Below are 21,229 nucleotides of genomic sequence, written 5' to 3'. Positions count from 1 at the left end.
ACGGTGGGAGCCGCCCCGCTGGCCGGTGCCCCCGCGGTCGCGCCGCCGGGGGCCGCGCCGGTGCTGTCCATCCCCGCGTTTGTTCCCACGTTCCCCGGCTCGCCGCCGCCGCGCACTCCGCTGCCCGCGGTCGCTCCGCAGCGCGCGGCTGCCTCGCAGGCCGCATCCGTCTGGCAGCTCACCCTTGCCGACGGCCAGATCATTCCGGTGACGGGCTCGCTCGTGCTGGGCCGCGACCCGGCCCCGGTCACCCGCCGGGCCGCGACGATGGTCAGCGTGATCGACCCGGCCCGGTCGGTGTCGAAGTCGCACGCCCTCGTCGAGCTGGTCGACGGGGAGCTGTGGGTCACCGACCTGCACTCCACCAACGGCGTCAGTGTCGGCGACGTGCACGGCGAACGCACTCCCGTGAATCCGGGCGTCCGCACCGCGATGGGCGCCGGCGTCAGCCTCTCCCTCGGTGAATTCGCGGTGCAGGTGTCGCGGCCCGACGCCTAGGGCTGTCCGGCTGTGCTGTCCGTGCTCGAGCCGGTTCCGCCAGGGCCCGTGCTCGAAAGCGGCGGAGTCTTGGGCAGCCGCAGTGCAGCAGCTAAGCCGAGCAGTCCGGCGAGGGCCAGGCCGGCGTAGACCACGGTGAGCGCCGTCTGCCGGGCCTCGGCGTTGATCTCGATGATCTCGGCCTGTTGGTCGGCGGGCAGCTCCGCGACGGCGTTGCCGAGCTGCGCGTCGCTGATGATCTGAGCCTTCTCGGTGACCGCGGTGTCCAACTGGGACTGTTCGGAGGAGGAGAAGACCGGACTCTCGTCGATCAGGCTTGTCGCCGTCAGGACGAACACCGACAGGATGAGCGCCCCGGCCAGGGACGTGCCCAGGGATGCGCCGATGTTCTGGGAGGTGTTGATGACCCCGGACGTTTCGTTGGAACGCTGCGGTTTCACCGACGACATGATCAGGTTCTGATTCTGGGAAGCGATGGTGCCCGCACCGAAACCGACCAGCGCCAGCCCCAGGATGAACTCGGTGCCGCTCGTCGCATCCCTGGCCAGCACCCCCATAGCCGCCGCGCCGAGCACGATGATGGCGAAGCCGGCGAGGATCACCGAGCGCGGCGCGAACCGGCGGCTGAACACCCGCCCGCTCACCGCCGCCGACAGGAGGACGGCCAGGGACAGCGGCAGCAGGGTGAGCCCGCTCTGGATCGCCGAGTAATTCAGTTCCATCTGCACGTAGAGGGAGAGTGCGAAGATCGCACCGGTCAGAACGAGGTACTGCAGCAGCTGCACGGCCGACCCCGACGAGACGGCGCGGATGCCGAAAAGGTTCAGGTCCAGGAGCGTGTCGTGGTGGTGGCGATCCCGGCTTCGTTCCACCAGGACGAAGACGAGGAGGAACACCAGGCCGATCGACACGAGGATGACCGTCGGTGAGATCTGGCCGGCGGTGAGCACGACCTGACCGAAGATCTCAACGTCAACGCGACTGATGAACAGGCCGTAGGCTGAGGCCATCACGATGCCCAGAACCGCAGTGATGAGTCCGGCGGAGCTGAGGATGAACCCCGGCCAGTCGAAGCGGGGTTTCCGGCCCAGGAAGGGCGCATCCTTGATGATTTTCAGCTGGGTGAAGATGAACAGCGCCACGAGCAGTTCGCTGGCGAAGGCCAACCGCCAGGAGAGGTACGACGTGAACAGGCCCCCGATGATCGGGCCGATCCCCGCGGCGATCCCCGCGATGGCGGCGAAGCCGGCGTAGGCCTTCGCCCGGGCGGGGCCGGCGGCGAAGTTCGACACGATCAGCGACATCATGGCCGGGAGCATCATGGCCGCGCCCAGCCCCTCGAGGAATGACCAGCCCAGGATGAACACGGTCAGCGTGGGGGAGAGCGCGGTGATGGTCGTGCCGACCGAGTACACGCTGAGGCCGATCACGAAGGCGCGCTTGCGGCCGATGATGTCGCCCACCTTGGCGCCGGCGATCATGAAGGCGGCCATCACCAGGGTGTACAGCGTGATGGCGTTCTGGATGCCGGTGACCGTCGTGTCAAAATCCTCCACGAGGGTCGACAGCGACACGTTCATGAACGTGGAGTCGACGACGATGATGAACTGGGCCAGCAGGATCACGATGAGCACCCTGCCAGTGGTCTTCGGAGCGGTCACGGTCGTCATGCGCACACCATACGTCGACCGTCCCCCACGGCCATGGCCCGCCGACATCCGTGAACCGTGAGAAGCCCACCAGGATGCGCGATTTTTAGGGGCACAGCTCACAGTTCGCGGACTTTAAAGCGCGTGTTAGCCTGAGGTGTGCTGCAACGTCGACTTCTTCTTCTGTGCCGCGACGAGTCTCGTATCTAACAGGCCCACTCGTCGCGGAGTTTGTCGTTGGCTGACCACCGTTCCCGAGGAAGACGCACGAACATGACTAACGCAGTGATCACCGATCCACCCACGCCGGACATCCGCCCCCGCACGCTGGCCGAGAAGGTGTGGGACAAACACCTGGTAGCCAAGGGCGAGAACGGCACCCCGGACCTCATCTACATCGACCTGCACCTCGTGCACGAGGTCACCAGCCCCCAGGCCTTCGACGGCCTGCGCCTGGCCGGTCGCCCGGTTCGCCGGCCCGACCTGACGATCGCGACCGAGGACCACAACACGCCGACCCTGGCGATCGACCGGCCCATCGCCGATCTCACCAGCCGCACCCAGATCGAAACGCTGCGCCGCAACTGCGCCGAGTTCGGCATCCGCCTGCACTCCCTGGGCGATATCGAACAGGGCATCGTGCACGTCGTCGGCCCGCAGCTGGGCCTGACCCAGCCGGGCATCACGGTCGTCTGCGGCGACTCGCACACCTCCACCCACGGGGCCTTCGGCGCCATGGCGCTGGGCATCGGCACCAGCGAGGTGGAGCACGTCATGGCCACCCAGACGCTGCCGCTCAAGCCGTTCAAGACCATGGCCATCACCGTCGACGGCACCCTGCGTCCCGGCGTCACCGCCAAGGACATCATCCTCGCCGTGATCGCCAGGATCGGCACCGGCGGCGGCCAGGGCTACGTGCTCGAATACCGTGGCAGCGCCATCCGCGCGCTCTCCATGGAGGGCCGCATGACGATCTGCAACATGTCGATCGAGGCCGGCGCCCGTGCCGGTATGGTCGCGCCGGACGCCACCACCTACGCCTACCTCAAGGGCCGCGCCCACGCGCCGGCCGACACCGATTGGGACGACGCCGTCGCGTACTGGGACACGCTGGCCACCGACGAGGGCGCCACCTTCGACGCCGAGGTGATCCTCGACGCCGACACCCTCGAACCGTTCGTGACCTGGGGCACCAACCCCGGCCAGGGCGTCTCGCTCAGCGACACCGTGCCCAACCCAGCCGAGATCGCCGACGCCAACGAGCGCAGCGCCGCCGAACGCGCCCTCGAATACATGGACCTGGCCGCCGGCACCGCGATGAAGGACATCCGCGTCGACACCGTGTTCCTCGGCTCCTGCACCAACAGCCGGGTCGAAGACTTGCGCGCCGCCGCCGAGATCATCAAGGGCAAGTCCATTGCCGACGGCGTGCGGATGCTCGTGGTGCCCGGGTCCGCCCGCGTGCGGATCGAGGCCGAAGCGGAAGGCCTCGACCAGATCTTCCTCGCGTTCGGCGCCGAATGGCGTTTCGCCGGCTGCTCGATGTGTCTGGGCATGAACCCGGACCAGCTGGCTCCGGGGGAGCGCTGCGCCTCCACCAGCAACCGCAACTTCGAAGGACGGCAGGGCAAGGGCGGACGCACCCACCTGGTCTCCCCGCTGGTGGCCGCGGCCACCGCCATCCGCGGCACCCTCTCAAGCCCGTGGGACCTCGTCCAGGACGGCACGCTCGGCCACGAGGCCGTTCCCGCCGTTTTCGTCCCCGCCAGCGTCTAGGAGCAGTCGTCATGCAGAAATTCACCACCGTCACCGGTGTCGCCGTTCCCATGCGCCGCTCGAACGTCGACACCGACCAGATCATCCCCGCAGTGTTCCTCAAGCGCGTCACCAAGACCGGATTCGAAGACGCCCTCTTCTACGGTTGGCGGCAGGATCCTGAGTTCATTCTCAACCAACCCGCCTACCAGAGCCCTAAGGTCCTGGTAGTCGGCGCCGACTTCGGCACCGGATCTTCGCGTGAACACGCCGTCTGGGCGCTGCGCGATTTCGGCTTCGATGTGGTGCTGAGCCCCCGATTCGGCGACATTTTCCGGGGCAACTCGGGCAAGCAGGGCCTACTGGCCGGCCAGATCAGTGAGGACGACGCCGAGACCCTCTGGGGGATCCTCGAGGCGAACCCCGGAATAGAACTGACCGTGGATCTGGTTGCCTCTACTGCCAGTGTCGGCGACCTCACAGTCTCATTCGAGGTCGACGAATACACTAGATGGCGACTGCTGGAAGGCCTGGACGACATCGGCCTGACCCTGCGCGACGAAGCGCGAATCGCAGAATTCGAATCCCACCGGGAGCCCTGGCGCCCCCGCACTCTCCCCGCAAGGCAGGTAAATTTGTGATCATCCTCGGCGAAAACAATCAGGTCCGCGAAAACGTTCAAGAGAATGCAGAGCGCGGAAACGCGCAGAGTCACGGAGCCAATGTAGGCCTGGTCGGCGACAAGATCACCATCCGCGGCGGCCGCCCCCTGGTCGGTCGCATCGAGGTCAAGGGTGCCAAGAACCTGGTCACCAAGGCCATGGTTGCCGCACTCCTCGGCGAAACCCCGAGCATCCTGCGTGACGTGCCGAACATCAGCGACGTACGCATCGTGCGCGGCCTGCTCGAGGCCCACGGCGTCAAGGTGACCGAGGGCGACGAGCCCGGCAGCCTGCAGCTGGACCCGGTGGACGTGGAGAGCGCGCACTACGCCGACATCGACGCCCACGCCGGCTCCTCTCGCATCCCGATCCTGTTCTGCGGCCCGCTGCTGCACCGCCTCGGCGAAGCTTTCATCCCCGACCTCGGCGGCTGCCGCATCGGCGACCGCCCCATCGACTACCACCTTGAGGTGCTGCGCAAGTTCGGCGCCGTCGTCGAGAAGCAGGAGAGCGGCATTCGCATGTCGGCGCCGAACGGCCTCAAGGGCACCAAGGTGGAGCTGCCGTACCCGAGCGTGGGCGCCACCGAGCAGGTGCTGCTGACGGCCGTGCGTGCCGAGGGCATCACCGAGCTCAAGAACGCCGCGATCGAGCCCGAGATCATGGACCTCATCAACATCCTGCAGAAGATGGGCGCCATCATCACGGTCGACACCGACCGGGTCATCCGCATCGAGGGTGTCGACAGCCTGCAGGGCTACCAGCACCGCGCCCTGTTCGACCGCAACGAGGCCGCCAGCTGGGCCGCGGCCGCGCTGGCCACCGACGGTGACATCTTCGTCGGGGGCGCCAAGCAGGCCGAGATGCTCACCTTCCTCAACGTCTTCCGCAAGGTCGGCGGCGCGTTCGACATCCACGACGACGGCATCCGTTTCTACCACCCGGGCGGCGACCTCAAGCCCGTCATCATCGAGACGGATGTTCACCCCGGCTTCATGACCGACTGGCAGCAGCCGCTCGTGATCGCGCTCACCCACGCCCACGGCGTGTCGATCGTGCACGAAACCGTCTACGAGCAGCGCTTCGGCTTCGTCGACGCCCTGGTCGAGATGGGCGCCACCATCCAGATCCACCGCGAATGCCTCGGCGGGCACCCGTGCCGCTTCGGTCAGCGCAACTTCAACCACTCCGCCGTCATCGCCGGCCCGACCAAGCTGGTCGGCGCCGACATCGAGGTACCCGACCTGCGCGGTGGCTTCAGCCACCTCATCGCGGCCCTCACGGCCGAGGGAACCTCCACCGTGAGCAACGTGGGAATCATCAGCCGCGGGTACGAGAACTTCATCACCAAGCTGCGTCTGTTGGGGGCTGACTTCGATCTCGAAGGATAATGGCACCGTGCCAGATACAGACGTGCCAGATTCCAACGCGCCAGATTCCCCGTCGTTACCGGTGACGAAGTCCGGCCGGGTGCGCTCCGAGAAGAGCAAACCCTCGATTTTCTGGCTGCTTGCCGTGCTCGTGCTGCCGCCGATGAACCTGGCCGCGCGCTACAAGATCACCGACGGCCACAAGTTCCCCCGTGAGGGCGCGTTCGTTCTCTCGCCCAACCACTACAGCGAGATCGACCCGATCGTGATGGGCATGGTCAGCTGGAAGCTCGGCCGGCTGCCGCGGTTCCTGGCCAAGGCGTCGCTCTTCAAGCTGCCCGTTGCCGGCTGGCTGCTGAAGAAGTCCGGGCAGATTCCGGTGCAGCGTGGCGGTTCGGTGCGCGGCAGCGAGCCCGTCAAGGCCGCCCGTCGGCTCGTCGAACGCGGCCAGATGGTGGTCGTGTACCCGGAGGGGTCCCTCACCCGCGATCCGGGCATGTGGCCCATGCGCGGCAAGAGCGGCGCCGTGCGGATCGCCCTGGAGCAGGGCATCCCCATCGTGCCGGCGGCGCACTGGGGCACCCAGCAGCTCATGGAGCGGTACTCCAAGAAGCTGCACCTGTTCCCGCGCAAGACCATCCTGGTCAAGATTGGCGACCCGCTCGACCTGGCCGAGTTCCGCGGCCGCAACCTCGATACGGCGACGCTGAACGAGGCGACCGCCGTGGTGATGGACGCCATCACCGCCCTGCTCGAGGACCTCCGCAACGAGACCGCACCGGCCAAGCGCTGGAACCCCTCTGAGCACGATCAGAAAGAGACCGGCCGTTTTGAAGCCTAAAGTCCAGCCAGGCACCCGCGTTGCCGTTCTCGGCGCCGGAAGCTGGGGCACCACGTTCGCGAAAATCCTCACCGACGGCGGAGCGGATGTGGTGCTCTGGGCCCGCCGCCCCGAGCTGGCGAAGGAGATCACCGAGGGCCGCCGCAACAGCGACTACCTGCCCGGCATCAACCTGCCCGTGGGCCTCCGCGCCACGTCCAGGCTCGATCTGGCCCTCGCCGGCGCCGATCAGGTCTTCGTCTCCGTGCCCAGCCAGTCCCTGCGCGAGAACCTCATCCAGGCCGAACCGTTCCTGGCGCCCAACGCCATCATCGTGTCGCTGATGAAGGGCGTCGAACGCTCCTCGGGTCTGCGGATGAGCGAGATCATCGAGCAGGTCCTGCCGATCGACCCGGCCCGCATCGCCGCGATCTCCGGGCCCAACCTCGCCCTGGAGATCGCCAAGGAGCAGCCCACGGCCGCCGTGGTGTCCTCGTCGAACCTGGATACCGCGCACGCCGTGGCCCTGTTGGCCACCACGAAGTACTTCAGGTCGTACGTGAACACCGACGTCATCGGCACCGAGTTCGGCGGCGTGCTCAAGAACCTCATCGCCGTGGCGATCGGCATCGTGGACGGCGTCGGCTACGGCGAGAACACCAAGGCGTCGATCATCACCCGCGGGCTCGTGGAGATGACGGACTTCGCCGTGGCCTACGGCGCCCAGCCGGAGACCCTCGCGGGTCTGGCGGGCCTCGGCGACCTCATCGCGACCTGCCAGTCCCCGCTGTCCCGCAACAACACCGCCGGCCGGCTGCTCGGCCAGGGCTACAGCTACAACGACGTCATCGCGCAGATGCAGCAGACCACAGAGGGACTCGCATCCGTGAGCCCGATCCTCGAGTTGGCGCGTGCCAAGGGTGTCGACATGCCCATCGTCGAACAGGTACGCCAGGTGCTGGCGGGTACGCTGAAGCCGCGGGATATTGCGCCGCACCTCACGACTGACTCCGGCGCACCGCAGGGTGAAAGGACCATTGATGACGGACAAGCTCACGGTAGCGCTGCTGTTTGGGGGGCGTTCAAGCGAACATTCGATCAGCTGCGCCACAGCGGGCGGGGTACTGGCCGCAATTGACCGGAACCGCTACACGGTCATCCCGGTAGGCATCACCCGCGACGGCACCTTCGTGCTCGAAGACGACGATCCGACCAAGTTCGCGCTGACCGCCGCCGCCCTGCCCGAGGTCACCGACAACGGGACCCGGGTGCTCTGGCCCGACAGCGCGCGTAGCCGCGAACTCATCGTCGTGGACGACTCCGGCCGCCGGAGCCTCGGCCCGATCGACCTGGTGTTCCCGATCCTGCACGGACCATACGGCGAAGACGGCACCGTGCAGGGGATGCTCGAACTCGTCGACCTGCCGTTCGTCGGCTCCGGTGTGCTCGCGTCAGCGTTGGGCATGGACAAGCACTTCACCAAGACCGTTCTGCAGCACTCAGGGCTGGCCGTGGCCCCCTGGCGAACCATCACCGCGGACGACTGGGCCGACGCGCCGGGGTCGGCTTACGCCGCCCTGGAGGAGCTGGGGCTGCCCGCCTTCGTGAAGCCGGCCAGAGCCGGCTCCAGCGTCGGCGTGAGCCGGGTCGCCAACTCCGACCAGCTGGCCGAGGCGATGGCCGTGGCGCTGGCCGAGGACGACAAGGTGCTCATCGAGGCGGGCCTGGTGGGCCGCGAGCTCGAGGTCGCCGTGCTGCAGGGGCGCCCCGGCGAACCGGCGCATGCCTCCGTTGCCGGTGAGGTCGTCGTCACCGGCCGCGACTTCTACGACTTCGCCGCCAAGTACCTCGACGCTGCGGGCATCGAACTGCTCTGCCCGGCGGACCTCGCCCCGGCGGACCTGGCCGAGATGCAGGACATCGCGGTGCGGGCGTTCGAGGCCATCGACGCCGGCGGCCTGGCCAGGGTGGACTTCTTCCTCACCGCCGACGGCTGGGTGATCAACGAGATCAACACCATGCCGGGCTTCACCCCCATCTCGATGTTCCCCAGCTGCTGGCTGGCCAGCGGGTACACCTACCCGCAGCTGATCGACGAGCTCATCGAGGTGGCCCTGGCCCGGGCAGCGCACAAGCGCCGCCGCACCTCCGCCGTCGTCACCGAGTAACGCAGACGCCGCCACCACTTGCCGTGAAACGCCCCCTTCAGCTGCTTTGAAGGGGGCGTTTGCCGTGAGTCGATGGGTGCGCCCTCCACGACTTTCCGCAGGATTCCCCTTCAGCTGCCCTGAAGGGGGTATTTCCGGCAACTCGATGAGGGGCGCGCGGGCCCGGGCACGGCATCCGCGGCCTCCGCGCGGCGGAGCCCTCCTCAGGGCGCAGGCGTCTCGCTGGGCAGGGTCACGTCGTCGGCGCTGAGGCACTGCTTCGAGGCGGGAACGTTCGCGACGGCCGCGGCGAGGTCGACCAGGGTGGTCGATCCGCTGACCAGCTCGGAGTCGAGGTAGACCTCCGTGGCCGGTTCACGCCCATAGGTGGTGTACCGGTACATGGGCGCCTCACTGTCATCCTCGATCCAGTCGACTCCGTTGATGCTCACGCACGGCAGCGTGGTGGGTCCGGGCACCTCGACGCCGCAGGTGAGCAGCACCGCGCTGGGGTCACCCCAGGCGCCGGTGGCCTGAGCGTTCGTCTCCCGCTCGGGCTGGTCGGCCACGGTCGTCGGCAGGCGCACGATGATGTCGGCGCAGGCGGGGTTCTCCGCATCCGCTGCCGGTTGCATCGGAACCGCGGCGGCACACCCTGTGAGCACAACGGCGGAGGCCGCGAGCAGCAGCGCTGTCGCGGCGCGGACACCGGTGCTGTGGCGGAGCCGGCGAGAGAGGGTGAACTGGAGAGTCATCACATTCAGGTTACCGTTTGAAGCATGACCAATGCTCCCGACCAGACCCTGGCTGACCTCAGCGAGGGCGAGGTGCTCGCCCGCATCTTCCCGCGGCTGCCGCACGCCGACACCGAGTTGCTCGGACCCGGTGACGACGCCGCCGTGCTCTCCGCGGCCGACGGCCGGTTCGTCGTCACCTGCGACATGATGATCCAGGGCCCGGACTTCAGGCTGGCCTGGTCGACGCCGCACGACCTGGGCTGGAAGGCCGCCGCCACGAACCTGTCCGATGTCGCCGCGATGGGCGCGAGGCCCACAGCGCTCGTGGTGGCCATCGCCGCTCCGCCGTCCACACCGATCTCGGTCATCCTCGGCATCGCCGACGGGTTGCGCGACGGCTGTGAAGCGTTGGCTCCGGGCTGCGGGGTCGTGGGCGGTGACCTGTCCGCCTCCGACGCCCTCACTCTCTCGATCACGGCCTTCGGCGACCTCGAGGGTCGGGCGCCCGTGCTGCGTTCCGGTGCCCGGCCGGGGGACATCGTTGCCCACGCTGGACGTCTGGGTGACGCCGGCATCGGCCTCGGGCTGCTGTTCCGCTTCGGGGTGGACGCCGACGGAGTGCCGAGCCGCGCGGCCGCCGATGCCCTCAAGCTGCGCGAGCCCCGGTTCGTCGAGGCGCAACTGGCGCCGGTACCGCCGATCCGGTTGGGCGCTGTCGCGGCGGCCGCCGGAGCGACGGCCATGCTCGACGTGTCCGACGGGCTGGCTATCGATGCGGGCCGGCTCGCGCGGGCCAGCGGCGCCGGCGTCGATTTTGATTCAGCGGCGCTCGGCGACCAGCGGGAGCTGGCCCTGGGCGGGGGAGAGGACCACGGCCTGCTGGCCATCTTCCCGCCCACCGCGGAGCTCCCCGTCGGATTCCGGCGCCTCGGCACCGTCACCGGCGAGTCCGGGATCGTGCTCGTGGACGGTGAGCCGCACACCCAGGGCGGTTGGGACCCGTACCGCGGCTGGGACGGCGCCACCACCTGAGGCACCCTCCCCAACGATGAGCCGGCTCAGGCGGGCGTGACCAGGGCGCGGGCGATCTCCCTCGCCCAGGCTTCGATCTCCGGCCAGTCGCGGAAGTCGCCGGCCGGGATCTTCTCGGCCGCGCCGGGGAACTTTCGAATCACCCTGTGCCCCAGGCTGAGCACATCCGGATCGATGGCTCCGAAGAACACCCGGTGACCGACCGGCCGCACGCTGTTGGTGAAATCGGCGATCTCCGCGGGCACGGTGCTCTCCCGCACATCGGTGCCGTCGGCATCCGTGGTCGCCGATCCGAGCGGGCCGCTGCTGAACAGCCAGACCCGGTGTTCGAGAAGGGTGGGCTGGTAGCGGTGCACGAAGGTCGTGGCATCTTTGAGCCAGTGACCCATGTACACGGCGCTGCCCACCACGAAGGCGTCGAAACCCGCCACATCCTCCGCGTGCGGGGGCTGTGCGGCATCGTAGACGCGGGCGTCCAGGCCGGCGAGGCCGAGTTCGGCGCCGATCCGTTCGGCGATGCCCAGGGTGGCGCCGTACTGGCTGGCACAAACAACCGCTACACGCACAGCGTCGACCTTTCGAATGCGGTGGACGACGGTGCCCACACATCAACCGTAGGCGCAAAAATCCGTTCTGACCAGCCCTCTTCAGGGGTTTCCTACACCGGGCCGGCCACCCCGGCGTACCAGAGGGTGGTGTCGCCGTAGTTCTTGCGGCGTTCCACGACGAGGCCGGGTCCCCAGGTGGGTTCCGGCGACCGGGACGAGCGTTCCACCACCACGAGGGCGTCCGGGTCCAGCAGCGGCGCCAGGGCGGCGAGGTTCGCGGCCAGCTCGGCGTCCGGGAGGTCGTACGGCGGGTCGAGGAAGACCAGGTCGAAGCCGTCCGGGGTGCCGGCCAGGAAGGATTGCACGGCCTGGCTGGACACCGAGATAGCGAGGTTCGCGCCCTTCGGGGCGGCCTTCTGCACCGCGGCGGCGTTCTTACGGCAGGTCTGGCTGGCCGCGAAGCCGTTCTCGACGAGGGTGACGACCCTGGCGCCGCGGCTGGCGGCCTCGAGGCCGAGTGCGCCGGAACCGGCGTACAGGTCGAGCACCCTGTAGTCACGGATGGCGTCGCGGGCGTCGAGTGCCGAGAACAGTGCCTCGCGCACCTGGTCGCTGGTGGGCCTGGTGCCCTTGGCCGGCACGGTGAGGGTGAGGGAGCCGGCGAACCCGGCGACAATTCGCGTCATTTGTCTTCGAGCCTAGCCTTCGCGCGCCATCCACAGTCTGCGGGGTCGGTGCCCGGCGTCGGTGCTGACGTTTAGCATCGGAGTATGACCGGTTCGGATGCCGCCACCTCGCACGGGGACGCCGCCGACGACCCCGGGGCGCTGACCCTCGATTCGGCCCTGCGGGGCGTTCTCGGCCAGGGCCAGGCGACCCTGCTGGACAAGGCCTTCGGCATGGCGACGGTGGGCGACCTGCTCAGCCACTACCCGCGCCGATACGCCCGGCGCGGCGAACTCACCACGCTGGCGGCGTTGCCGCTGGACGAGGCCGTGACAGTGCTGGCCGAAGTGCTGTCCGTGACGGTGAAGAGCCCCGGCAGCCGGCAGCCGGGCAAAAAGTCACCGCACCGGACGGAGGTCATCATCTCCGACGGGCGCGGCATGCTCTCGCTGACCTTCTTCAACCAGCCCTGGTTGTCCAGGACCCTGCGCCCCGGCATGCGGGCGATGTTCTCCGGCAAGGTCACGATTTTCAACAAGACCCGTCAGCTCGCCCAACCCGACTACGAGATCGTGCCGGGCAGCGACGACCCCATGGACGCCACGATCTCGCCGGAGGATGCCGCAGAGGCCCGCCTGTGGGCCGACCGGCCCATCCCGATCTACGGTGCGACGGCTGCTGTGACGAGCTGGCAGATCGCCAAGCTGATCGTGAAGGTCCTCGAGAGGCTCGGCCCGGTCGAGGACCCGATCCCCGAGCGGATGCGCCGCGAACGCGGCCTGCTCGAGCACCGGGACGCGCTGCTGCGCATCCACCGCCCCACCACCGACGACGACTGGAACGAGGCCAGGGAGACGCTCCGCTTCACGGAGGCGTTCGTGCTGCAGTGCGTGCTGGTGCAGCAGCACACCGAGCACCGCGCCCTGCGGACCCGGTCGCGGCAGCCGGTCCCCGGCGGTTACCTCGAGCGGTTCGACGCGACGCTGCCGTTCGCCCTCACCGTCGACCAGGAGATCACCGGCGCCGAGATCCTGCGAGACATTGCCCTGACCGCCCCGATGAACCGGCTGGTCCAGGGCGAGGTCGGCTCCGGCAAGACCGTCGTGGCCCTGCGCGCCATGCTCGCGGTGGCGGACTCCGGCGGCCAGGCGGCGCTGCTGGCCCCCACCGAGGTGCTGGCCGGGCAACACCTGCGCTCGATAGCCCGCATCCTGGGCCCCGACCTCACCGCCGAACTGATGCCCACCCTGCTCACCGGGCAGCTCCCCGTCGCCGAACGGCGGAAGGCACTGCTGCGCACGGTGTCCGGCCAGGCCCGCATCGTGATCGGCACACACGCCCTGCTCAGTGACACCGTCGGGTTCTTCGACCTCGGCCTGGTCGTCATCGACGAACAGCACCGTTTCGGCGTCGACCAGCGCGAGGCCCTGCGACAGAAGGCCGAACTGCCGCCGCACGTTCTGGTGCTCACCGCCACGCCCATTCCCCGCACCATCGCGATGACGGTGTTCGGTGACCTCGACGTGAGCACCATCGCCATGCTCCCGTCCGGACGCCCGGGGATCGAGAGCTTCGTGGTGCCCCTCGACGAAAAACCGGCCTGGGTGGTGCGGGTGTGGCAGCGGGTGTCCGAGGAGCTCGCGCTCGGCCGCCAGTGCTTCGTGGTGTGCCCCGCGATCGCGCCGAAGAAGCTCGAACAGGGCGAGGAGATCGACTTCGACGCCACCCCGATGACCACCGTCGAAGAGCTCAACGCCGAGCTGCACCGGCATCCGCTGCTGCGGGATGCCCGGATCGAACCGCTGCACGGCGCCATGACCGCCGACGAGAAGGACGACACCATGCGGGCCTTCGCGGCCGGTGACATCCAGGTGCTCGTGGCCACCACCGTCATCGAGGTCGGCGTCGACGTGCCCAACGCCTCGGTGATGGTCGTGATGGATGCCCACCGCTTCGGCGTGTCCCAGCTACACCAGTTGCGCGGCCGGGTGGGCCGCGGCGGCGTGCCCGGGCTATGCCTGCTGGTGACAGCGGCGCCGTCGGGGTCCCCGGCCCGGGACCGCATCGAGGCCGTCGCGAACACCCTCGACGGGTTTGTCCTGGCGCAGGTCGACCTCGAGCAACGGCAGGAGGGCGATGTGCTCGGCCGCTTCCAGTCCGGCGGCCAGTCGTCGCTGCGCCTGCTCCGCGTGGCGACCGACGGCGACATCATCGCCGACGCCAGGACCGCCGCCCGCGAACTCATCGGCGGGGACCCGGAGATGCGCACCATGCCGGCGTTGCGGGCGGCCGTGCGCCGCCGGCTCGACGACTCGGAGCGCGCCGCGCTCTCCAAAGGCTGAACGGGTCACCGTCAGCGTCTGAACGTCTGGGAAATCCGGCCGGACCGGGCAGCGGGCGCTGCAAGCTGGCGCTAGGGTGAACCGTATGCGCAGGATCGCCGTCGTACCTGGTTCATTCGACCCCGTCACACTGGGGCACCTCGATGTGATCCAACGAGCGGCGGGACTGTACGACGAGCTGCACGTTCTTGTGGTGCACAACCCGGCCAAGTCGGCGCTTCTGCCGATCACCCAGCGGGTCTCCCTCATCGAGCGGGCGATCATCGAGGCCGAACTGCCGGGAAACATCATCGTCAGCTCCTGGAGCATGGGCCTGCTCGTCGACTATTGCGTCGACGTGGGCGCCAGTGTGCTGGTCAAGGGCATCCGCTCTCAGATCGATGTGGCCTACGAGACCCCGATGGCCATCGTGAACCGCAACCTCGCGGGCGTCGAAACCATCTTCATGCTGCCGGACCCCGCTCACGCCCACGTGTCCAGCTCCCTGGTGCGTCAGGTTGCCGCCCTCGGCGGTGACATCGCCCCGTATGTGCCGCCCGCCGTCGCGGCCTTTCTGAATCGACCGCTCGCATGAACGCATTTCCGGGACGGTGGGTCTCGGAGTCGGCCGTGGCCGGCACGACCACCGTCGGTGCGGCATCCCGCAGCGCCATCGACGGGGACGGTGAAACCGACGTGGCTCTCGCCGACGTGCAGGGAGCCGCCCTCGCGATCATGCGCAACGTCGAGTCCGTCATCGACGGCAAGCATTCGGCCGTGCAGATCGCGCTCACGGTGCTCCTCGCCGAGGGACACCTCCTCATCGAGGACGTGCCCGGAGTGGGCAAGACCATGCTCGCCAAAGCGCTCGCCAAGTCCGTGGACTGCAGCGTCAGCCGCATCCAGTTCACGCCGGACCTGCTGCCCTCGGATGTGACGGGTGTGTCGATCTACAACCAGTCTGAGCGGCGGTTCGAGTTCAAGCCCGGCGCCATCTTCGCGAACATCGTGATCGGCGACGAGATCAACCGGGCCAGTCCCAAGACCCAATCCGCGCTGCTGGAGTGCATGGAGGAACGCCAGGTCACCGTCGACGGACACAGCTATCCGCTGGCGCGCCCGTTCGCCGTCGTCGCCACCCAGAACCCCATCGAGATGGAGGGCACCTACGCCCTCCCCGAGGCCCAGCGCGACCGTTTCATGGCGCGCATCTCGATGGGTTACCCCGACCCGGCCTCCGAACTCTCGATGCTCGACTCCCGCGACCTGACCAGCCCGCTGTCCAGGATCGACGCCGTGGTCACCGGCCCCCAGCTGCGGGGCATGATGTCGGCCGCACGGAGCGTGTTCGCCTCCGGGGCGGTCAAGGAGTACGCCGTCGCCGTGGTGCGGGCCACCCGGGACGACCGCGACCTGCGGTTGGGGGCGAGCCCGCGGGCTACCCTGCAGCTGATCAGGGCCGCGAAGGCCCAGGCGGCTCTGCACGGCAGGGAGTATGTGCTTCCCGACGACATCGACTCGCTAGCCGTCGCCGTGCTCGGGCACCGTTTGGTGCCCACCACCCGGGCACTGGGCCATCGATCGCAGGACAGCGCCCTGCTCATCGAGGAGACGATCAGGCGCATCCTCGCGGCCACGCCCGTGCCGACGGGGTCGCAGGGCCGCCTGTAGCGGGCGGCACACTATCGGAGTCATCATGGGCCATAGATGCAGGTGGACGTGACGCAGATGAGCAAGACGCAGAGGGGCATGACCCGGACGGACCTGACCGGGCGACGCGGCCGGGCCCGCCGATTGGTTCGCCCCACAGTGCGCGGGGCCGTTTTCCTGGGCGTCGGGGCGGTGCTGTTCGCGGTCGCCTGGGCCTACGACGAACGCGACCTCCTGTTCGTGGCCGGGGTGCTGCTTCTGGTCCCGACAGTGGCCCTCGGCTTCGTCCTCGTCCATCCGGTGCGCGTGTCCGTCACCCGCACGTTCAGGCCCGGCACCGTGACAGCGGGGTCCAGCGCCACCGTGACGATCCAGATCCGCAATCTCGCCCCAACGCCCCTGCTCGGACTGCGCTGGCGCGACGCGGCGGTCAGGGGCGTCAGCGTGCCGCCGAGCCAGCCGCTGCGGTCCCTCGCACCGGCGCGAGCCGGGCGCTCGAGCGCCGCAGACACCGCGGTGGTGAGCTATCAGCTGCATCCATCCCGGCGGGGGGTGTATCCGATCGGACCGCTGATGCTCGGCCGGTCGGACCCCTTCGGACTCGCCTACAGCGAGTGGCCGATCGGCTCACCGCATGATTTGACCGTGACGCCCAGGGTCACCTCGCTGCCGGGCAACGGTGTGTCGATCACACGGGGCGAGGGCTCCCGCCATGAACGTGTTCGGCATCTCAACAATGACTCGGATGAATTGATCGCCAGGGAGTACCGGCCGGGGGACCCGATGCGCAGGGTCAACTGGCCGGCGACCGCCCGGCATGGCGAGATCATGGTCCGGCAGGAGGAACAACGCAGCCATCCCGAAGCGCGCGTCATCCTCGACACCACCCGCGGAGGGCGGGGCGCCGACCGCGGGCACGACGCCGAATTCGAGCTGGCCATCGAGTTGGCCGCGTCCGTCGCCGTTCATCTGCTCGAGGGCGGGTTCAGACTCGATGTGGTGGAGCTCGGCCCCTGCCAGCTCCTCCCCGTGCGGCCAGTGGCGGGGGACTCCAGGGTTCCTCACGATCCGGACAACGGCCGGCGAGGGGGCCTGCGCGGCGACGACCCGGCTTCGTTCACCGGTCCGGAAGGCGTGCCCGCGCTTGTCGATGCCCTGGCGATCGTGGTCCGACGTGACCGCGTGACCCACGCCGCGATCGATGACGGCCTCGGCCACCGGCCGGCAGCGACTCTGGGCCGTCAGGTTCCGTCCTTCGCGGTTCTCGTCGATATCGGCCCCGCCGACACGCGTGACCTGGTCGCCTTGCGCGGCCTCTGCCAGCCCGCCGTCGCGTTCGTGTTCGACACCATGAGCGCCGACTCCATCGAACGCCTGAGCGAGGCCGGCTGGCAGTGCGCGCTGGTGGATACGTCGGCACCGGTCGCGGTTGCGTGGGCGCAGGCCGGGCAGGACACGGCGGCGACGCGATGACCAGAACTGAAATCGTGCGCTGGCCGCTCACCCTGGCGCTGCTGGTGCTGCTGATGACCGGATGCACCGCCCTGGGCGCCGTCCTGGCCGGATCGTCGTGGTGGTTGGTGCTGTTGATCGTGGCGAGCGTCGTGCTCGTCGGTTCGGCAGGGCTGCGTCGGGCGGGGGTGCACAGTGTGGTCGTGCCGCTGCTGGCGACGGGTGGGCTCATCGTGCTACTCACACTGTTCTTCGGTGGCGGGACCGGGCTGCTCTGGCTGGTTCCCACCGGCGATACCGTCGCCCGCTTCACCGAACTGGCCACTGACGGGGTGCGCTCCATTCAGACGCAGGGCACTCCGGCCCAGGTGCTGGACGGCATCCTGTTCCTCCTGGCCGTGGGAGTGGGCTTGTTGGCGATCCTGATGGACATCCTCGCGATCGGTCTGGGCCGGCCCGCGTTGGCCGGGATCCCGGCCCTGGTCCCCGTTGCGGTACCCGGTTTTGTGGTGTCCACCGGTGCGGACTGGGTCGCCCTCGTTGCGACAGCCGCCGCGTATCTGCTCCTCCTGCGCATCGACGTGCATCTGCGTGGGATGCGGGTCAACCGGCAGGCCGGCGGGCGCGGAACAGGGATCACGGGTGCGACCGGGGCCGTACGCGGAGCCATCGCCATCGCTGCCATCGGCATCGTCGGCTCCCTGATCTTCAGCCTGTCGGCGCCCGTGATCTCCGGCGGAGCCTTCGGCTCGCGGTCCGACAGCGCGCTCTTCGGTGCCGGAGTCAGCCAGATGATCGAACTCGGCCAGGACCTGCGCAGGCCCAAGGCCGGTCCCGCGCTGCACTACCGCACAACGGCCGTCGAGCAGCCGTACCTCGCACTGCTCACCCTCGATGACATCAAGGGCACCACGTGGCTGCCGAGGGCCGTCGAGGTCGATGAGGACCTGACCGTCGACTCCATAGCGAATCCGCCGGGGCTCTCCCAACGGGTGGCCAGGACCGAGGCCAACACCATCATCGACATCGACGGGGTCCGCACCGACATGCTGCCGGTCCCCGTGCCCGCAACGAGCGTCGATGGGCTCACCGGGGACTGGTTCTGGAACAACGACACCCGAGCCATTTCGAGCACCGACAGCACGACCATCGGCCAGCGCTACGCGGTGACGTCCCTCGAACTGCAGCCCACCAGGGAACAACTTCGTGAGTCCGGCACCCGGTACCCCGTCGACATCGAGCCGAGTCTGTTCCTGCCGATGGGAACACCCGGGATCATCGGTGACACCGCCCGCATCGTCAGTACGGGTACGGAGTCGAACTACGACGCCGCGGTGGCCATCCAGGATTACCTGCGCGGAAGTGAATTCAACTACGACACCGAGGCTCCGGTCGATGAGGGGTACGACGGCGGCGGGGCCGATGTCATCGCCACGTTCCTCGACGTGAAACGCGGCTACTGTGTGCACTTCGCCTCGGCGATGGCCCTGATGTCGCGCAGCCTGGGCATCCCGGCCCGGATCGTGCTGGGGTACCTCCCCGGCACCCGGACGGCCACGGCCGTCGACGGCATCAACCGGTACAACGTCGACTCGCACGACCTGCACTCCTGGCCGGAGCTCTACTTCGTCGGGGTCGGCTGGGTGCCTTTCGAACCGACCCCTGGGCGGGGCACGGTTCCGGACTACGCCGCGCCGGAGAGCTCGACGGCGTCCGGTGCGCCGTCCGCGGGTGAGGCGCCGTCGGTCGTGCCGCGGGCCAACGACAACCCCGGATTCGAGGGTGGCCCCGTGGACACTCTGGCGGCCGAGGAGGATGAGTTGCCCAACATTCTCGCCCGGATCGGGCTCGTGGCGACGGGTGTCCTGCTTCTCCTGCTCGCCCCCGGCGTGTTCCGCCTGGCCCGGCGGCGGCGGCGGCGGCGCCTTCTGGCAGCGGATCGGGCCGGCGCGGTGCTGGCCTGGCGTGAGCTGTCCGATACCGCGGTGGATCACGGGCTGGAGGTCTACGACACCCTCACCGCACGGGAGCTGGCCGACAGTATCCGGGACCGGCCCGGTGTGGGCGACAGTCCCCGGGCCCGCGAGGCGCTCGAGCGGATGCTGGTGGCCACCGAACAGGCGCACTACGCCCGCCGGGACGGGTCGCCAACGAACCCGGGTGCCGGGCTGCTGGCCGATCTTGATGTCGTCGTTCACGCCGTGCGGCACGGTTCCCGGGCCATCCAGCGGGCCAGGGCCCTGGTGTTCCCGACGTCGCTGACCTCGTCGGCACTGCGCCGGATGGGCCTGGCCACCGGCACGCCCGGGGGCGCGTAGAATTTTCCCTTGTGATCAAGTTCAAGAAGACCCCGTACAAGGTTGACGTTCGCGACGTCATCAACCGCCCGGGAACGATGTACGAGCGCAACATCGACATCGTCGTTCCCAACGACCTCGGTGAAGCGCTCGTTGCCGTGAAAGCCGGCTCCACCCTCGAGGCCGATCTGCGTCTGGAATGCATCCACGAGGGCATCCTGGTGACCGCCGATGTCACCGGAAAAGCCGCCGGAGAGTGCGGAAGATGCCTGATTGACATCGAATTGCCTGTCCGAGTTCATTTTGTTGAACTTTTCGCGTACGCTCTTGATGAAGCTTATGAGTGTGCGGTTCAAGATGACCACGTGGATCTTGAACCTCTCATCAGGGATGCAGTGGTGTTGTCACTGCCGTTCCAGCCGGTTTGCCGGCGGGATTGCCCAGGTCTCGACCCAGAGACCGGGGAACGGCGTGCCACTTCCCCTGAACTCGAACCGAGTGAAGTGCCGGATCCGAGATGGTCCGCACTATTGGAATTCCAAGCTTCCGAAAGCATCAGCACGGATGAGCACATCCATGCTGTACCGGATAGAGAAGAGAAGTAGTCATGGCAGTCCCGAAGCGCAAGCAATCACGCTCCAACACCCGCTCACGCCGTTCCTGCTGGAAGGCCGAAGCCCCCACCCTGGTGAAGACCATGGAAAACGGCAAGGTTGTCTACAGCCTCCCGCACCGCGCGAAGGTCGTCACGGACGCCGCCGGCACCGCACTCTTCATGGAGTACAAGGGCCGTAAGGTCGCTGACGTTTAGTCAGAGCTTCAACCAAGGGGTGGTGCGCAACCGTGTCAGGTTCTGACGCAAATCCCGGAACAGATGCTCCTGCAGCGGTCTCTGCTGCAGGAGTTTCTGCTGCCCGGGGACCGACAGGGGCGCCGGAGAATCCGATGGCGGCCCTGCAGGAGATTCTTGGCGTGCAGGTCGACGCCGGTCTTCTCGAACTCGCGTTGACACACCGCTCATACGCGTACGAGAACGGTGGCTTGCCCACGAACGAACGCCTGGAATTTCTGGGCGACTCGATTCTGGGCCAGGCGGTGACCGTGATGCTGTACCGCGATTACCCGCAGCTGCCGGAGGGCGACCTTGCCAAGCGCCGGGCCAGCCTGGTGTCCACGGCCGCCCTGTCCGAAATCGCCCGCGGTATCGGCTTGGGTCGTTTTGTGCGCCTCGGACGTGGGGAAACCCTCACCGGTGGCCGCGACAAGTCGTCGATCCTGGCCGACACCGTCGAGGCGCTCATCGGCGCGGTCTACCTCGACACCGGCGTGGACTCCGCGACGCGTTTTGTCATGCGGCTGTTGCAGCCCATGCTGGCGGACCCCGGCCACTTCGGGATCTCGATGGACCCCAAGACCAGCCTGCAGGAAGCCGCCGCGCGGTTGGGAGCCGGAGTTCCGGTGTACACCGTCGCCGAAAGCGGACCGGACCACTCCAAAGTCTTCGTGGCCACCGTGAGTGTCGGCACCGCCGTGACGGCCACCGGCGAGGGCACCAGCAAGAAGCATGCCGAGATGGCCGCGGCGCTTGAGGCGTGGACCCGCCTGCGTGCCGTGCGCCGCTGACA

20 protein-coding genes are annotated in these 21,229 nt (G+C 68.3%); 16 read left to right on the top strand and 4 right to left on the bottom strand.

What is annotated here, in order from left to right; translation table 11 throughout:
• On the top strand, positions 1-498 hold a 498-nt coding region (locus E3T19_RS18895; protein WP_166788807.1), incomplete at its 5' end, for an FHA domain-containing protein.
• Here E3T19_RS18895 and E3T19_RS06130 read toward each other — a convergent pair.
• Positions 495-2,168: an MFS transporter gene (locus tag E3T19_RS06130; protein WP_166788806.1), complete on the bottom strand. Its 1,674-nt coding sequence runs from the start codon at positions 2,166-2,168 to the stop codon at positions 495-497. The genes E3T19_RS18895 and E3T19_RS06130 overlap by 4 nt on opposite strands.
• Before the next feature lie 252 nt (positions 2,169-2,420).
• On the opposite strand from E3T19_RS06130, the gene leuC reads away from it, so the two are divergent.
• The 6 genes from leuC to E3T19_RS06100 all read left to right on the top strand — a co-directional run bounded on the left by leuC (position 2,421) and on the right by E3T19_RS06100 (position 8,922).
• The gene (gene leuC / locus E3T19_RS06125; RefSeq protein WP_134408351.1) at positions 2,421-3,923 is read left to right on the top strand and encodes a 3-isopropylmalate dehydratase large subunit; all 1,503 of its coding nucleotides are present in this window, start codon (positions 2,421-2,423) and stop codon (positions 3,921-3,923) included.
• 11 nt (positions 3,924-3,934) lie between these two features.
• Positions 3,935-4,543: a 3-isopropylmalate dehydratase small subunit gene (leuD, locus tag E3T19_RS06120; protein ID WP_088456509.1), complete on the top strand. Its 609-nt coding sequence runs from the start codon at positions 3,935-3,937 to the stop codon at positions 4,541-4,543.
• 89 nt (positions 4,544-4,632) lie between these two features.
• Positions 4,633-5,955, top strand: a complete 1,323-nt coding sequence (gene murA, locus E3T19_RS06115) for a UDP-N-acetylglucosamine 1-carboxyvinyltransferase (RefSeq protein ID WP_165787962.1) — start codon at positions 4,633-4,635, stop codon at positions 5,953-5,955.
• 7 nt (positions 5,956-5,962) lie between these two features.
• Positions 5,963-6,775, top strand: a complete 813-nt coding sequence (locus E3T19_RS06110) for a lysophospholipid acyltransferase family protein (RefSeq protein WP_370289979.1) — start codon at positions 5,963-5,965, stop codon at positions 6,773-6,775.
• Entirely contained in the window at positions 6,765-7,892 is a 1,128-nt protein-coding gene (locus tag E3T19_RS06105; RefSeq protein WP_088456508.1) for an NAD(P)H-dependent glycerol-3-phosphate dehydrogenase, read from the top strand. The genes E3T19_RS06110 and E3T19_RS06105 overlap by 11 nt, the downstream gene beginning before the upstream one ends.
• The gene (locus tag E3T19_RS06100) at positions 7,795-8,922 is read left to right on the top strand and encodes a D-alanine--D-alanine ligase family protein (protein ID WP_134408350.1); all 1,128 of its coding nucleotides are present in this window, start codon (positions 7,795-7,797) and stop codon (positions 8,920-8,922) included. Before E3T19_RS06105 ends, E3T19_RS06100 begins: the two co-directional genes overlap by 98 nt.
• Positions 8,923-9,125: 203 nt before the next feature.
• Here the strand turns inward: E3T19_RS06100 and E3T19_RS06095 are convergent, their stop codons facing one another.
• Positions 9,126-9,656 carry a DUF3515 domain-containing protein gene (locus E3T19_RS06095; protein ID WP_103460009.1) on the bottom strand — a complete coding sequence of 177 codons (531 nt, stop codon included), beginning with the start codon at positions 9,654-9,656 and terminating at the stop codon, positions 9,126-9,128.
• 24 nt (positions 9,657-9,680) lie between these two features.
• Between E3T19_RS06095 and thiL the strand changes: the two genes are divergently transcribed.
• On the top strand, positions 9,681-10,670 hold the full coding sequence (gene thiL, locus E3T19_RS06090; RefSeq protein ID WP_134408349.1) for a thiamine-phosphate kinase: 990 nt from the start codon (positions 9,681-9,683) through the stop codon (positions 10,668-10,670).
• Between the two features lie 26 nt (positions 10,671-10,696).
• Here the strand turns inward: thiL and E3T19_RS06085 are convergent, their stop codons facing one another.
• On the bottom strand, positions 10,697-11,275 hold the full coding sequence (locus tag E3T19_RS06085; RefSeq protein WP_241980042.1) for a flavodoxin domain-containing protein: 579 nt from the start codon (positions 11,273-11,275) through the stop codon (positions 10,697-10,699).
• A 53-nt stretch (positions 11,276-11,328) separates the two neighbouring features.
• A complete protein-coding gene (gene rsmD / locus E3T19_RS06080; protein WP_088456504.1) occupies positions 11,329-11,904 on the bottom strand; it encodes a 16S rRNA (guanine(966)-N(2))-methyltransferase RsmD in 576 nt (191 codons plus the stop codon).
• Positions 11,905-11,988: 84 nt separating this feature from the next.
• Between rsmD and E3T19_RS06075 the strand changes: the two genes are divergently transcribed.
• The 8 genes from E3T19_RS06075 (at position 11,989) to rnc (ending at position 21,227) form a co-directional block, all read left to right on the top strand.
• Entirely contained in the window at positions 11,989-14,226 is a 2,238-nt protein-coding gene (locus E3T19_RS06075) for an ATP-dependent DNA helicase RecG (RefSeq protein ID WP_134408348.1), read from the top strand.
• An 85-nt stretch (positions 14,227-14,311) separates the two neighbouring features.
• On the top strand, positions 14,312-14,800 hold the full coding sequence (gene coaD / locus E3T19_RS06070; protein ID WP_088456502.1) for a pantetheine-phosphate adenylyltransferase: 489 nt from the start codon (positions 14,312-14,314) through the stop codon (positions 14,798-14,800).
• Between the two features lie 140 nt (positions 14,801-14,940).
• Positions 14,941-15,876 carry an AAA family ATPase gene (locus E3T19_RS06065; protein ID WP_370028266.1) on the top strand — a complete coding sequence of 312 codons (936 nt, stop codon included), beginning with the start codon at positions 14,941-14,943 and terminating at the stop codon, positions 15,874-15,876.
• A 36-nt stretch (positions 15,877-15,912) separates the two neighbouring features.
• A complete protein-coding gene (locus tag E3T19_RS06060) occupies positions 15,913-17,328 on the top strand; it encodes a DUF58 domain-containing protein (protein WP_134408347.1) in 1,416 nt (471 codons plus the stop codon).
• Positions 17,325-19,625 carry a DUF3488 and transglutaminase-like domain-containing protein gene (locus tag E3T19_RS06055; RefSeq protein WP_133160245.1) on the top strand — a complete coding sequence of 767 codons (2,301 nt, stop codon included), beginning with the start codon at positions 17,325-17,327 and terminating at the stop codon, positions 19,623-19,625. The genes E3T19_RS06060 and E3T19_RS06055 overlap by 4 nt, the downstream gene beginning before the upstream one ends.
• Positions 19,626-19,636: 11 nt before the next feature.
• On the top strand, positions 19,637-20,209 hold the full coding sequence (locus E3T19_RS06050; RefSeq protein ID WP_370291435.1) for a DUF177 domain-containing protein: 573 nt from the start codon (positions 19,637-19,639) through the stop codon (positions 20,207-20,209).
• A gap of 2 nt (positions 20,210-20,211) precedes the next feature.
• The gene (rpmF, locus tag E3T19_RS06045; protein WP_066596228.1) at positions 20,212-20,415 is read left to right on the top strand and encodes a 50S ribosomal protein L32; all 204 of its coding nucleotides are present in this window, start codon (positions 20,212-20,214) and stop codon (positions 20,413-20,415) included.
• A 134-nt stretch (positions 20,416-20,549) separates the two neighbouring features.
• Positions 20,550-21,227 (top strand): ribonuclease III, encoded by a 678-nt coding sequence (gene rnc / locus E3T19_RS06040; RefSeq protein ID WP_088456498.1) that lies wholly within the window; start codon positions 20,550-20,552, stop codon positions 21,225-21,227.
• The last annotated feature ends 2 nt before the right edge of the window (positions 21,228-21,229 follow it).

The organism is Cryobacterium sp. TMT4-31 (assembly GCF_004403385.1).
Taxonomy (GTDB): Bacteria; Actinomycetota; Actinomycetes; order Actinomycetales; family Microbacteriaceae; genus Cryobacterium; species Cryobacterium zongtaii.
Note: the sequence above shows the minus strand (reverse complement) of the source record. Positions and strands in the feature narration are given on the sequence as shown.